Annotated in this window: 14 protein-coding genes; 5 read left to right on the top strand and 9 right to left on the bottom strand. The window is 63.9% G+C overall.

Annotated features, from left to right (window positions below):
• Window positions 1-41: 41 nt before the first annotated feature.
• Complete coding sequence (locus tag KBY85_RS10470) at window positions 42-1,148, top strand: ABC transporter ATP-binding protein (protein ID WP_254961467.1); 1,107 nt, start codon at window positions 42-44, stop codon at window positions 1,146-1,148.
• On the opposite strand, the gene gloB is transcribed toward KBY85_RS10470, so the two are convergent.
• A complete protein-coding gene (gloB, locus tag KBY85_RS10465; protein ID WP_254961440.1) occupies window positions 1,145-1,888 on the bottom strand; it encodes a hydroxyacylglutathione hydrolase in 744 nt (247 codons plus the stop codon). The two genes, KBY85_RS10470 and gloB, sit on opposite strands and share 4 nt — an antisense overlap.
• A gap of 52 nt (window positions 1,889-1,940) precedes the next feature.
• Between gloB and hisG the strand changes: the two genes are divergently transcribed.
• Together hisG and KBY85_RS10455 are read left to right on the top strand one after the other, a co-directional pair.
• Window positions 1,941-2,588 carry an ATP phosphoribosyltransferase gene (hisG, locus tag KBY85_RS10460; protein WP_254961439.1) on the top strand — a complete coding sequence of 216 codons (648 nt, stop codon included), beginning with the start codon at window positions 1,941-1,943 and terminating at the stop codon, window positions 2,586-2,588.
• Window positions 2,588-4,387 (top strand): ABC transporter ATP-binding protein, encoded by a 1,800-nt coding sequence (locus tag KBY85_RS10455; RefSeq protein WP_254961438.1) that lies wholly within the window; start codon window positions 2,588-2,590, stop codon window positions 4,385-4,387. Before hisG ends, KBY85_RS10455 begins: the two co-directional genes overlap by 1 nt.
• 1 nt (window position 4,388) lies before the next feature.
• On the opposite strand, the gene KBY85_RS10450 is transcribed toward KBY85_RS10455, so the two are convergent.
• Window positions 4,389-5,123 (bottom strand): alpha/beta fold hydrolase, encoded by a 735-nt coding sequence (locus KBY85_RS10450; RefSeq protein ID WP_254961437.1) that lies wholly within the window; start codon window positions 5,121-5,123, stop codon window positions 4,389-4,391.
• A gap of 95 nt (window positions 5,124-5,218) precedes the next feature.
• Here KBY85_RS10450 and KBY85_RS10445 point away from each other — a divergent pair, with 95 nt between their 5' ends.
• A complete protein-coding gene (locus KBY85_RS10445) occupies window positions 5,219-5,707 on the top strand; it encodes a GNAT family N-acetyltransferase (RefSeq protein ID WP_254961436.1) in 489 nt (162 codons plus the stop codon).
• On the opposite strand, the gene KBY85_RS10440 is transcribed toward KBY85_RS10445, so the two are convergent.
• The 3 genes from KBY85_RS10440 to KBY85_RS10430 are packed head-to-tail and all read right to left on the bottom strand — an operon-like array spanning window position 5,704 to window position 8,170.
• Window positions 5,704-6,441, bottom strand: coding sequence for a TIGR04283 family arsenosugar biosynthesis glycosyltransferase (locus KBY85_RS10440; RefSeq protein WP_254961435.1), 738 nt, complete (start codon window positions 6,439-6,441; stop codon window positions 5,704-5,706). The genes KBY85_RS10445 and KBY85_RS10440 overlap by 4 nt on opposite strands.
• Window positions 6,432-7,049 carry a TIGR04282 family arsenosugar biosynthesis glycosyltransferase gene (locus KBY85_RS10435; protein WP_254961434.1) on the bottom strand — a complete coding sequence of 206 codons (618 nt, stop codon included), beginning with the start codon at window positions 7,047-7,049 and terminating at the stop codon, window positions 6,432-6,434. Before KBY85_RS10435 ends, KBY85_RS10440 begins: the two co-directional genes overlap by 10 nt.
• Entirely contained in the window at window positions 7,046-8,170 is a 1,125-nt protein-coding gene (locus KBY85_RS10430) for a trypsin-like peptidase domain-containing protein (RefSeq protein WP_254961433.1), read from the bottom strand. Before KBY85_RS10430 ends, KBY85_RS10435 begins: the two co-directional genes overlap by 4 nt.
• A 97-nt stretch (window positions 8,171-8,267) precedes the next feature.
• Here KBY85_RS10430 and dnaA point away from each other — a divergent pair, with 97 nt between their 5' ends.
• Window positions 8,268-9,659 (top strand): chromosomal replication initiator protein DnaA, encoded by a 1,392-nt coding sequence (dnaA, locus tag KBY85_RS10425; protein ID WP_254961432.1) that lies wholly within the window; start codon window positions 8,268-8,270, stop codon window positions 9,657-9,659.
• A 24-nt stretch (window positions 9,660-9,683) separates the two neighbouring features.
• On the opposite strand, the gene KBY85_RS10420 is transcribed toward dnaA, so the two are convergent.
• The 4 genes from KBY85_RS10420 to KBY85_RS10405 form a co-directional block, all read right to left on the bottom strand.
• Window positions 9,684-10,172, bottom strand: a complete 489-nt coding sequence (locus tag KBY85_RS10420) for a hypothetical protein (protein WP_254961431.1) — start codon at window positions 10,170-10,172, stop codon at window positions 9,684-9,686.
• Between the two features lie 24 nt (window positions 10,173-10,196).
• Window positions 10,197-11,123, bottom strand: a complete 927-nt coding sequence (gene cbbX / locus KBY85_RS10415) for a CbbX protein (RefSeq protein ID WP_254961430.1) — start codon at window positions 11,121-11,123, stop codon at window positions 10,197-10,199.
• A complete protein-coding gene (locus tag KBY85_RS10410) occupies window positions 11,120-11,377 on the bottom strand; it encodes a 4a-hydroxytetrahydrobiopterin dehydratase (protein ID WP_254961429.1) in 258 nt (85 codons plus the stop codon). The genes cbbX and KBY85_RS10410 overlap by 4 nt, the downstream gene beginning before the upstream one ends.
• A gap of 75 nt (window positions 11,378-11,452) precedes the next feature.
• Complete coding sequence (locus KBY85_RS10405) at window positions 11,453-12,592, bottom strand: CO2 hydration protein (RefSeq protein ID WP_254961466.1); 1,140 nt, start codon at window positions 12,590-12,592, stop codon at window positions 11,453-11,455.
• Window positions 12,593-12,672: the final 80 nt, after the last annotated feature.

Genomic DNA, 12,672 nt, shown 5'->3' with positions numbered 1-12,672 from the left:
TTGCCGGTCCTGCGCCGATCGCCAGCCCACTTGCCGAGCTGATGCCTGCCGATTTGCCGTTGCACGAACACGTGCAGCTGCAAGGCCTGTGGCACCGCTACGCCAATGCCACAGCAGGCGACTGGACGTTGCAGGGCATTGATCTAGCCCTTCATCAGGGCGAATTGGTGGGCTTGCTTGGCCCCTCCGGTTGCGGCAAAACCACCCTGCTGCGCTTGATCGCTGGCTTTGAGCGGCCAGAGCTCGGTTCTGTATTGATCGACGGCCGGGCCGTGGCCGGTCAAGGCCGCTGGCTACCACCGGAGCGCCGCGGCGTTGGCATGGTTTTCCAGGACTACGCCCTATTCCCCCACCTCGACGCCTGGCGCAATGCCTGTTTTGGCCTGCGGCGCGGTCAGGACAGCAGCCGGGCTAGTTGGTTGCTGGAGCTGCTCGGGCTCAATGGCTTGGAAGGCCGCTATCCCCACGAGCTTTCGGGCGGCCAGCGCCAGCGGCTCGCATTGGCCCGGGCCCTGGCGCCGGGCCCCTCTGTGGTGCTCCTCGATGAACCCTTCTCGAACCTCGATGTGGAGGTGCGCCTGCGGCTGCGCAGCGAGCTGCCCGCCGTGCTTTCGCGCTGTGGTGCCAGCGGCCTGATCGTTACCCACGATCCCGAAGAAGCACTCGCCATCTGTGATCGAGTGGCGGTGTTGCGCGATGGGGTGCTGCATCAATGCGCCAGCCCCAGGCAGCTGGTGCAGCACCCCGCCACCTCCTTTGTGGGGCGCTTTGTGCTCCAAGGCAACCTGCTGCCGGCCCAGCGGTGTGGTGAGCAGGTGATCACAGCTCTAGGAAGCCTGCACGCCACAGCCGGCTCCTCCCTGCTGCCCCAAGGGGGAACTGCAGGTGAAAGCGAGGAGGTGCTGGTCAGTCCGGAGGCGATTGGTCTCCATCCAGATGCGGAGGGCGAGGCCTGGGTGCAGGGGCGCGAATTCCTGGGCCGGGAATGGCTCTACCGAGTGCAGCTCGGTGATCTGAAACTGCGGCTGCGCTTGCCTTTGGAGGCCGAATACAGCCGGGGCCAACGCTGCCGGCTAGCCCTGCGCCCCGGAGCCGTTGGTGTGCTGTTCCCATCCCAGCAGGCCCTGCAGGTGCCCCCCCCTCCCTAGCTGGGCCAGTGATCCTTGCTACTCCTCAGCTCAGCCAACTGCTCCGGGCTGCTGGCTCGCACAAACAAATTGGTGGCCCGCTCAAGCTCCACGCTGCTGGGGATGGTGGCTTCCCCCCGGGCCCGCGCCGCCCCAACCGCCGCCAGCCGCGCCTCGATAGCGCCGGCGCAGGGATCGCTGGCTGCCACCACCGCGGCAGCCCAGCCCAAATTGGCTTGCGTGTATTCGTGGGCGCACCAGACCTTGGTGGTTGCCGGTAGCTGGGCCAGCCGTTGCAGCGATGCATGCATTTCGGCTGCGCTGCCCTCAAACAAGCGCCCGCAACCCCCGGCAAACAGGGTGTCGCCGCAGAACAGGTGCCCGGCAGCGGGCAGGTAGTAGGCGATGTGGGCGCGGGTATGCCCCGGCACGGCGATTACCTGCACCCGCTCACCGAGCAACTCAAAGCTGTCGCCATCGCCCACCCCCTTGGTTTGCAGCGGAATTCGCTGCAGGTCGTCGCGGCTGGCCAGCACCGCCGCCTTGGGCCAGCGGGCCAGCAGGCCGGGGGTGCCGCCGATGTGGTCGCTGTGGTGGTGGGTGTGCAGGATCGCCACCAGCTCCAGCCCCTGCTGCTCGAGGGCAGCGATCACTGGCTCTGCCACCGCAGGATCGACCACCACCGCCTGTCCCTGGCGTTGCAGCAGAAATATGTAGTTGTCGCGCAGTACCGGAATCAGCCCGACGCTGAGTTGCTGCATCGTTAAAGTCCAGTTTGTGGCGCCTTTCCATGATCACCGCTGCAGCCCCGGCATGATCACCGTCGCCCTCGCTAAAGGAGCCCTGCTGAAGGATTCGGTGGCTCGCTTTGCGGCCGCTGGCCTTGATTTCGCTGGCCTACTTGAGCCCGGCAACCGCCAGTTGATGGTGCCCAGCGCCTGCGGTCAGGCCCGGGCCCTGCTGGTGCGCAATGCCGATGTGCCCGTTTATGTGGCCTACGGCCAGGCCCAGCTCGGTGTGGTGGGTTACGACGTGATCCGCGAACACCAGCTGCCAGTGGCCCAGCTGCTCGATCTGGGTTTCGGTGGTTGCCGCATGAGCGTGGCGGTGAAGGCAAGTAGTGGCTATCGCCGCGCCGCCGACCTGCCCGCCCACTGCCGCGTTGCTAGCAAATTCACCGGCTGCGCCCAGGCCTTCTTTGATGCACTCGACCTACCGGTGGAGTTGATCCATCTGGCTGGATCGGTGGAATTGGGACCGATTACCGGCATGAGTGAGGCGATCGTCGATCTGGTAGCCACCGGTCGCACCCTGGAGGAAAACGGCCTGATCGCCATTGAAGATCTTTTCCACTCCACCGCCAGGCTGGTGGGCCACCCCTTAGCCCTGCGACTCGACGACGGTCCCCTACAGGGAATCGTCGACCGCATCGCTCTGGTTGCCACTCCCCGAGGTCGCTGATGGCAAGCCTCGACCGGCAACGCCTAGCCCGCCTACTTCCCTACCTCGGCCGTGATCGCCGCCGCCTCGGTCTCACCCTGCTGCTACTGATCCCGGTGGCCTTCGCCGCTGCAGTGCAGCCGCTGCTGGTGGGCCAGGCGATCGCCGTGCTGCGGCGCGAGCCCACCCTGGGCTGGCTTGATGGCATGGCGGTGTCGGAGGCAATGCGCCTGCTGGTGCTGTTGCTGGTTGGCGCGGTATTGGTGCGTTTGGGTTTGCAGGGCATCCAAACCTTCAACGTTCAGCTCGTTGGCCAGCGGCTCACCGCCCGCATCCGCGACGAGCTGTTTGCCCACGCCATGGCGCTGTCGTTGCGCTTCCACGACCGCACCCCCGTTGGCAAGCTGCTCACCCGGCTCACCAGTGATGTCGATGCCTTAGCAGAGGTGTTTGGCAGCGGCGCCGTAGGTGTGCTGGCCGATCTGGTCACCCTGCTGGTGATCGCGATCACCATGCTCTCAATTGAATGGCGGCTCGGCCTGCTGCTGTTGGTCAGTCAGGTGCCGGTGGTGCTTGGCATTCTTTGGTTGCAGAGTCGCTTCCGTAAAGCCAACTACCGGGTGCGTGAGGAGCTCAGCCAGCTCAATGCCGATCTGCAGGAAAACCTCCAGGGCTTGGAGGTGGTGCAGATGTTTCGGCGAGAGTCTGCGAACAGCGCCCGTTTCGCCCAGGTCAATGCCGCATATCGCGAGGCCGTCAAAGGCACAATCCTTTTTGACAGCGCTATCTCGGCCTTAATCGAATGGGTGGCCCTGAGCGCCGTGGCCGTGGTGCTTGCCCTGGGCGGTTGGTTGGTGCTTGGTAGTTCCATGGGTCTAGGCACCCTCACCACCTTCATCCTTTATTCCCAGCGGTTGTTCGATCCCCTGCGCCAGCTGGCGGAGCGCTTCACCCAGATCCAGGGCGGCCTCACCGCTGTTGAACGCATCGGCGAGCTGCTTGAGCAACCGATCGAGATCGCTGATCTACCCGCTAATGAATGCTCTGCTGCAGCCATTCAGAGCGGCAGCAAGCGGGCCAGTGCTGGTGAAGTGATCTTCGACAACGTGTCGTTTGCCTACCGAGAAGACGACCCGATCCTCACCGATCTTTCCTTCCGCATTGCTCCCGGTGAACACGTGGCCCTGGTGGGCCCTACCGGCTCAGGCAAAACCACCGTGATCCGGCTGTTGTGCCGGCTCTATGAGCCCCAGCGCGGCCGGATCCTGCTCGATGGCATCGATATCCGCCAATTGCCGATCACCACCCTGCGCCAGCGGCTTGGGGTGGTTCTGCAGGACACCTTCCTGTTCAGCGGCAATGTGGCCGACAATCTGCGCCTCGACGCCCCGATCAGCAGCGAAGCCCTGCATCGGATCTGCGCTGAGCTGGGCCTAGAGCCCCTGCTGCAGCGCCTGCCTGATGGGCTGGCCACCGAGTTGCGGGAGCGCGGCGGCAACCTCTCTTCCGGTGAACGCCAGCTTCTATCGGTAGCCCGGGTGGCGATCCGCGATCCCTCAGTGCTGGTGATGGATGAGGCCACTGCCTTTATGGATCCCTCCACCGAGGCCACCCTGCAGCGGGATCTTTCGCGCCTGCTGCAGCAGCGCACCGCCATCGTGATTGCCCACCGCCTTGCCACGGTGGAGACCGCAGATCGCATCTTGGTGTTGCGCAAGGGGCATTTGATTGAGCAGGGCAGCCACAGCGAGTTGCGCCTGGCCGGCGGCGTCTACGCCCAGTTGGCCGACCTGCAGGAGCTGGGCCTAGCGGCGCTCTAAATCAGTCTTCAGACCCTGGCAACTGGCTCAGCCACTGCTGAATCGGGGCTGCCAGTTGTTCCGGCATCTGGCCCATCGGCAGGTGGCCAGCTCCAGCGAGCTCGATGAACTCGTGCTGGGGGGCGTACCCGGCCAGATGGCGCACATAGCGAGATGCCATCACCTGGTCGCGTTCGCCGGCAATCCACAGGCTTGGCGCCTGCAGGCGGGCGGTGAGCTGGGGCAGCTTGCGCACTGCGCCTCGGCCGGTGCTGCAGGCCAGCAGTCCCTGGGCTGCCCGGCGCTCGGCGACCAGGGGGCTGCGCAGCGGATCGCTGCCGGGCAGCTCCGCCAGCCAGCCAGGCCGCCAGCGCAAAAACAGGGCGCCGCCGCGGCGCACCTGGGCAAAAGCTCGCGGCTGATACACGCCACCGCCGGCGGCGATCTGGATCAACCCCACCAGTTGCTCGCCGAGTAGGGGCGCCGCATGCAGGGCGACGCTGCCCCCGAGCGAATGGCCCAGCAGCACTATTGGTCTGCCGCCCGCCTGCTCTTGGGCCGCTGCGGCTAGCCAGCGGCCGTAGCTGGCCAGGTTTGGCTGCAGCCCCCGGGGCCTGGGCCGCTGGCCGAAGCCCGGTAAATCCGGACTCCAAAGCTCCCAGCGTGGTGCCAGCGCTGCAGCTAGGGGCGTCCACAACCTGCCGGCCAGCAGCCAGCCATGCAGTGCCACCAGCAGGGGGGAGGGGGCTTGGTGCACCAGCGCTCGGCAATTCGGGCCCCCCAGGCTGGCGCAGCGATCGCAACTCGAACGACCATCGGGCAGGATCGTTCCATTGCGTTGCACCCGCCCCTGTGGCTTCGGCCGAGCTCCTCAACAGCCTCTACGGGAACCAGCACCGGCTCTGCCCCACGCCTAATTCCCAGCTCAGCCTGGTGCTCAGCCGCGAGCGAGAAATCGACTTGTTCGAGCTTGAGCGGCTCTGCGATGCCGTGGGCTGGAGCCGCCGGCCCCTGCGCCGCGTGCGCAAAGCCCTCCAGCACAGCCTGCTGCGGGTGGGTCTGTGGCGCCACGATGCCCGGATGCCCAAGCTGGTGGGCTTCGCCCGCTGCACCGGCGATGGCGTCGTCGAGGCCACCGTCTGGGACGTGGCAGTACATCCCCTTTATCAGGGCGCTGGGCTGGGCAAGCAGTTGATGGTTTACGTCCTCGATCAGCTGCGCTCGATGGAGGTGGATCGGGTCAGCCTGTTTGCCGACCCAGAGGTAGTGGCCTTTTATGTCGCCCAGGGCTGGGAGCTTGAGCCGCTGCAGCGCCGTTGCGCTTTCTGGTATTCGCCCTAGCGCCTGCTCTTATCACTGGCTTCGTAGTAGCGGCTAGCCAGCTCCTCGGCGCTGCCGCCCCGCCGCCAGGCCCGCCGCAGCTGGGCGTTGCTAAGTGCCGTCTGCCATACGCCCAGCTGCTGCCAGCGGCGACCATCAACCCTCAGCTGGGCACCCAGCGGCCTTAGCCGGCAGTGGCGCCGCAGTCGCAGCGCCAGCTCCAGGTCTTCCATCAGGGGTAAGGGCAGCAGGCCCCCTGCCCGCTGCAGCAGCGATCGGGGCAGCAGCAAGCCCTGATCGCCATAGGGCAGCTGCCGCCAGCGGCTGCGCAGCGCTACTCCCGCCTCCACCAGCCGCAGGCCAAGGCCAGCCCCAGCGATCCTGAGGTCGAAATACCAGGCCGCATCGATTTGTTTTGGCCCATCGCGGTCGATGGCCCGTGCCACGGCTTGCTGCCAGCGCTCTGGCAGGCGTGCATCGGCATGCAGCAGCAGTAGCCAGGAGCCGCCGCTGCTTTCAACTCCCAAGCCGAACTGCCTCCCCCGGCCGGGGGGGCTGGCCAGCACCTGGGCACCGGCTAGGGCCGCCACCCGGGCGCTGGCATCGGCGCTGCCGCCATCCACCACCACAATCTCCTTCAGCAACTCCCACCCCGCCGCCAGATCGGCCAGCAACAGAGGCAGCCGCGGCGCCTCATTGCGGGCGGCAATCACCACGGTGATGGTTGGATTGATGGTTGGGGTGATCAGCGCCATGGCAGCAGGTCCCTGGCCCAGTCGAGGTCGCCGCGGCGGGTTAGCAGTTCCGGCTCCAGGCCCCGACGCGCCATTGCCGCCAGGGTTTGCTCGAGCACCTGCGCGCCCCCCCAGGCGATGCCTGCGAGCAGCTCCGGCTCAGGACGCCGCAGCCCAATCAGCCAGTAGCCCCCATCGAGGGCCGGGCCCAACACCCCCTGGCAGTGCCCAAGGGACGTAAAGGCGGCTGACAGGTCGCTGGCTTCGAGCTCGGGCAGGTCGCTGCCGATCAGCACCACCTTGCTGGCCCCTTCCCTGGCGGCACGCTGAAACTGGCGCTGCATGCGCAATCCCAGAGCCCCTCGCCCCTGCAGCACGGTTCTGTCCGCCCCGAGCGCCTGGCCCCAACGGCTGGCGGCGAGACCACCCAAGCCCTCAACGGCAAGCACCAGTTCAAGGCCGTGACCCTGGCGGGCGTCCCTAGCCGCCGCCAGGGTGTGAACTGTCAGCCGCGCCTGGATTTGGGCGGCCCTGGCCGCGCCAAGCTCTCGGGCCAAGCGTCGCTTGCAACGGCCCGGAGCCGGCCAGCGGGCCATCACGATCAGCTGGCGACTGCAGGTAGCACTCACCCCTGGCGGGGCAGTTCTGCTGGCTTGAGCTGCAGGGTCAGCCGCCCGTCGCCGCGACGCAGGGATACGGCCAGGGGCTGACCCACCCGGCCCTGGTCCACGGCCAGCTGCACCTCGGAGGGGTTCTTTACGGCCTTGCCTCCCACCTGGTCGATCAGGTCGCAGGGCATTAGGCCACCCTCTGCGGCTGGGCTGCCGGGCATCACCTCCACCACCACCACCCCATTCACCTCGGGAAGCCGGCATTCATCGGTGCTGGCGTTGATCTCCCTCGCCAACTGGGGCGTGAGGGCCTGCAGTCGTACGCCGATGTAGGGATGGCTGGCGGAGCCCTTCTCGAGGATCTGGGCGGCGATCTGGCGAGCAACGTTGATTGGGATCGCAAAACTCAGGCCGGCGCCTGGGGCCTGACGGATGGCTGTATTGATGCCGATCACCTGACCCCGGTCATTGATTAGGGGGCCGCCACTGTTGCCGGGATTCACGGCGGCGTCGGTCTGGATGTAGGGCACGCGCTGGCCCTCACCTACCGCATTGGTGCGCTGGATCGCGCTGATGATTCCAGCTGTGACGGTGTTGTCGAGGCCCAGCGGATTGCCAATGGCGATGGCCCACTCGCCCGGGCGCACTTTGGCGGAATCTCCCAGCGGAGCCACCGGCAGCTTGGAAGCCACCACCTTCACTACCGCTACATCGGTGAGCGGATCGCTGCCGAGCACCTTGCCAGTGAAGCTGCGGCCATCGGGCAGGGTCACAGTCACTTCACTGGCTCCTTCCACCACGTGGGCATTGGTGAGCAACACTCCGTCAGAACGGGTAATGAAGCCCGAGCCCTGGCCCTGCTGCTGCTGAATGGTGGGCCCGCGGCCAAACAGGCCGCCCAGGGGGTTCACCAGGCGCTTGACGGTGTCGATTCGCACTACGGCTGGCCCCACCTTGGCCACCGCATCAACGATCAGGGTGTTGCCCTGCTGCAGCGACGGCGTTGGGGGTGCATCACTGATCGGTGTCTGGGTGCTCTGGCGGCCAGGCAGCCCAGGCAGCCCTTGGCTGCAGCCCACCAGCAGCAGCGCTGCAGGGGCGACTAGCGCAGCTCGACAGCGGGGGGAGAGGCGGAGCATGGGGATGGAACTGGGCCAGGTCTGAATCCGTTTCATTAAAGACGGCCCTGCTGCGCAACCATGCGTAGATTCGGCTCCTTCGATACGGCGGAATTCGGTGCAGCAGGGAGAGGAGCTGTGGCACCAGGTTCAACAGGCTTTGCAGGCCAACCTCAGCAAGCCCACCTTTGAGACCTGGATACGACCGGCTCGCTGTCAGGGATTTGAGGCCGGCCAGCTCCAGCTTGAGGCCCCCAATAGCTTTGCCTGTGGCTGGCTGCGCAAGAACTACCTCGGCACGATCGAGGCGGTTGCCAGTGAGATCGCCGGCCGCCAGGTTCAGGTTCGGGTTTCCGCAGCCAGCGGTGATGACATCATTGCGGCGTCCGCCAGTGGTGCGGCGGCGGTTCTGGCTCCGGTGGCCGTGACCAGTCGTGATGCCGCGCCGCGTGCTACGGGCGAGACCCCCCGAAAATTGGCGCCGGGCCTCAACCCCCGCTACGTGTTCAACCGCTTCGTGGTGGGACCCAACAGCCGCATGGCCCACGCTGCGTCCCTAGCGGTAGCCGAGGCACCGGGCCGGGAGTTCAACCCCCTATTTCTGTGCGGTGGAGTCGGGCTGGGCAAAACCCATTTAATGCAGGCGATCGGCCATTACCGACTTGAAATCAACCCCGAGGCGCGGGTGTTCTATGTGAGCACCGAAACCTTCACCAATGACCTGATCCAGGCGATCCGCAAGGACGGCATGCAGGCCTTCCGCGACCGCTACCGCGCCGCCGACCTGATCCTGGTGGACGACATTCAATTCATTGAGGGCAAGGAATACACCCAGGAGGAGTTTTTCCACACCTTCAACGCCCTGCACGAGGCGGGCCGCCAGATCGTGATTGCCTCCGATCGCCCTCCGTCCCAGATTCCTCGATTGCAGGAGCGGCTGATCTCCCGCTTCTCGATGGGCCTCATTGCCGATATCCAGGCTCCAGACCTGGAAACCCGCATGGCGATCCTGCACAAGAAGGCCGAGCAGGAGCAGATGGTGCTGCCCCGCGACCTGATCCAGTTCATCGCCGGCCGTTTCACCTCCAACATCCGCGAGCTGGAAGGGGCACTAACCCGGGCGGTGGCCTTCGCATCGATCACCGGCCTGCCGATGACGGTGGAATCGGTGGCCCCCATGCTCGATCCCGGTGGTGGGGATGTGGAGGTGAAGCCGGTCCAAGTAATCGAGAAGGTGGCCGAGGTATTCGGTGTGGGCGTAGAAGAGATGCGCAGCGCTAGCCGCAAGCGAGCCGTCAGCCAGGCCCGCCAGGTGGGTATGTACCTGATGCGCCAGAGCACCAATCTGAGCCTGCCGCGCATCGGCGAGGCTTTTGGTGGCAAGGATCACTCCACGGTGATGTATGCCGTTGAACAAATCGACCGCAAACTAAATAGCGATCCGGTTCTTTCACGCCAAGTGCAGCAGGTGCGAGACCTGCTGCAGATAGACTCCCGAAAGCGTCGTTAAAGCTCTGCTTAAATTATATTAAATTTAGCGGCACCCCTGCACTGAAATCCTATAGCTGAAGCCCAAGGCACCGGGATCCTTGCTTGCCCCTACTTTAAAATTCATCTGGGTTGCCTGCTTGCCGGGCACGATTGCAAAGGGGCCGAACATTTTGCCTGTGCCCATCGGCGGATTTATCTCTGTATTGAACATCTGCAGGCTTGAGCCATCGCTGAACTTCATGTAGGCCTCAACGGGGTACTTGGCCTTGGGGTCCGAGCTGTTGGCGGTGAAAAAGAACTTGAAGCTGGTGTAGGGCTGGTCCACCAGAAAGTCGGTGTTCCAGTTGGTGCGACCTAAGGCCATTCCGATCGGGGTGACCTTGGCCGCTCCCACCGATTTGGACACGATCCGTGAGCTGCCATTTCCCCCAACCGGTTGCAGAAAGGTGCAGGTGGGGGCCGCACCCGCTCTGCCGCCCCAAAGGGCCACTCCCAGGGCAAATCCGGCTGCGGTAAGGCGTGTAAGGGACATGGGGCGATCAAATCAGCCCTGACTTTAGGTGAGGGGCCGAGATGGGTCTAGTCCCTCTACTTCACCGTCAAATACACGGCTGGCCGTGATGTCTTCAGCCTCGATCGTCATCAGGTCTAGTTTGGTTAGGGGGCTACCGATGCGGCTGAATAGGCGGTTGGCCTGGCGCATTCGCGCTCTATCAATAGCGTTACGAATGGAGCGAGCATTGGCGAAGAAGGGCAACTGCATGCGCCGGTGGATGTAGTCAGCGAAAGCTGCAGTGGCCTCCTGGCTGAAGCGGTAGTTTTCGTCAGCTAGCACCAGCTGGGCAATGGCAAGTAGTTCCTCGGCGCTGTAATCCGGGAAATCGATATGGTTTGCTACACGGGATGAGAGCCCTGGATTAGATTGATAAAAAATATCCATTCGGTCTTTGTAGCCCGCAAAAATTACTACTAAGTCGTCGCGATTACCCTCCATTACCTGCAGCAATATTTCGATGGCTTCGGCGCCGTAATCCCTTTCATTTTCTGGTCGATAGAGGTAGTAAGCCTCATCGATAAAGAGCACGCCGCCCAGTGCCTTCTTGAGCATTTCCCGGGTTTTTGGCGCGGTGTGGCCGATGTATTGCCCCACCAGATCGTCGCGGGTAGCGGTCACCACATGGCCTTTGCGCACATAGCCGAGACCGTGCAGGATTTTGCTCATCCGGGCAGCAACTGTGGTTTTGCCCGTGCCCGGTCGCCCCGTGAATGACATGTGCAGGCTGGGCGGCTTGGTCTCGAGCCCCACTTGCTGCCTGGCCCTGTCGACCACCAATAAGGCAGCGATTTCTCGGATGCGCGCCTTCACCGGCCGTAGGCCGATCAGCTCCAGGTCGAGTTGATCGAGCGTCGCCTGAATGCCGGCTCCTTCATAGGCCGCCTGTAGATCAATCACCGTGTCGTTGCCGGGGACTGGGAGAGTCAACAGACCAGAGCATCAATGGCTGCTGTGAAGGCCCAGTCTGCTGCTTCGATTGGGGAGTCTTCAGTTTCGGCGCGCAGAGTCAGGTTCACGTAGGTGCGCCCGAAGCTGATATCAGGGAAGCGTTGTTCGGTCTCGCAGAGGGCATTGAGACGCTCCAGAAAGTCTCTGGTGGTGGCGTAGTCGATGAATTCAATGCGCCGCTCCAGCCTTTCGGCCTGCTCGGGTTTGGGGCGCGGGGTCCAGGGTTGGTCCATTACTTGAAGCTAAAAAAGGTCATTTGGGGCTCAGTCAAGGCAAACTCAGTCAAGGCAATCTCAGTCAAGGCAAACTCAGTCAAGGCAATCAGTGCGGGCAGTGGCCAGGCGGGAGGCCCAGGCTGCGGCATAGGCCCGGTTTGCTGCCTGGGCTGCTGGTTCGCTGCTATTGAGCGGCTGGGGGAAGGTGCCACGTATCGCTGCATTGGTGACACAAAACATCGACTTCTGGAAGCTCATGCAGATTTTCACCCGCACATCTCCCTCTCCCCGAGTGCGCTCGCGATACCACTGGTGCAACCGCTCCGGCAGATGCCGGAACATGTCTTGCATCAGCAGGCTGGGTGGAATGCCGGCACCCATGCTCGGTAGGGGGTCGGCAAATAGGGCGCCGTAGGCAAACTGCGCTTGGTCTGGTGAGATCTGCTGGGCCTGGGCGTTGAAGCTCACCGTGCCCAGGAACGGCATGCCCCGCAGAAAGACCGCCTCCACGTAGGGCACGGCCACATCCACCAGGAAGGTGAGACCGGCCTCCGGTGGCAGCACCCAGAAGTGTTCGCCGTCAACCTCCACTCCGTAGGTGATCGGGTTGGCAGCGGCGGCGACAAGTCCGTCCTTGATGAATTCGACTACAGCATCGATAGACCCAACCCTGCCATCTGCCTCAGCCTCGGCCAGATCGATAAACAGATCACTCATGACCCGCCAAAACTGACCGAGAGCGTGGGTGGTGGCAGCCGTACGAATCAGCTCGGGCAGGAAGCCCCTAAACAGGGGGTTGAGCAGAGCAAGAAGAGGATCAATTCTTGTCTTACGGCGAATGATCGCAGCGCAGTTGGCCGCAAACTCATCGGAATCCAGATAGGCATCAAGACCGCCGGTGCCATGCCAGAGCATGGCCTTCATGCAGTATTCGGCGTATTCGAAGTTGATCCGGTCGTGGATCAGATGGCGCCAGATCTTGGCTGGGTTTTTGTCACCATCAAGGTATTTGAACAGTGGAAAGGGCAGCAGGAACTGCTGCTCGGCTTGGAAGATCAGGTTGATGCTGTAAGCATCCAGCACCTCTCCATAGCTCTTGAGCACATCCACCACCTCGATTAGGTGGTCTGCGGATTCACTGAGCAGGGTCTGGCCGCTGAGTAGCTGCTGTTCGAGTTCTAGGGCAGCAGGCCTACCCCCAGCGTGGACCAGTTCGGCAGAGATGATTGGCATCAGCCCACCCCCCATGGATGCAGGGCTGCTAGTTCCATTGCTGCCACCAGAGCTGGCAGTTGGGCCATGGAGGTGGAAGC

Origin of the sequence: Cyanobium sp. BA5m-10, from assembly GCF_024346255.1 — a bacterium.
Taxonomy (GTDB): Bacteria; Cyanobacteriota; Cyanobacteriia; order PCC-6307; family Cyanobiaceae; genus Cyanobium_A; species Cyanobium_A usitatum.
This window is presented reverse-complemented; position numbering and strand designations above follow the sequence as displayed.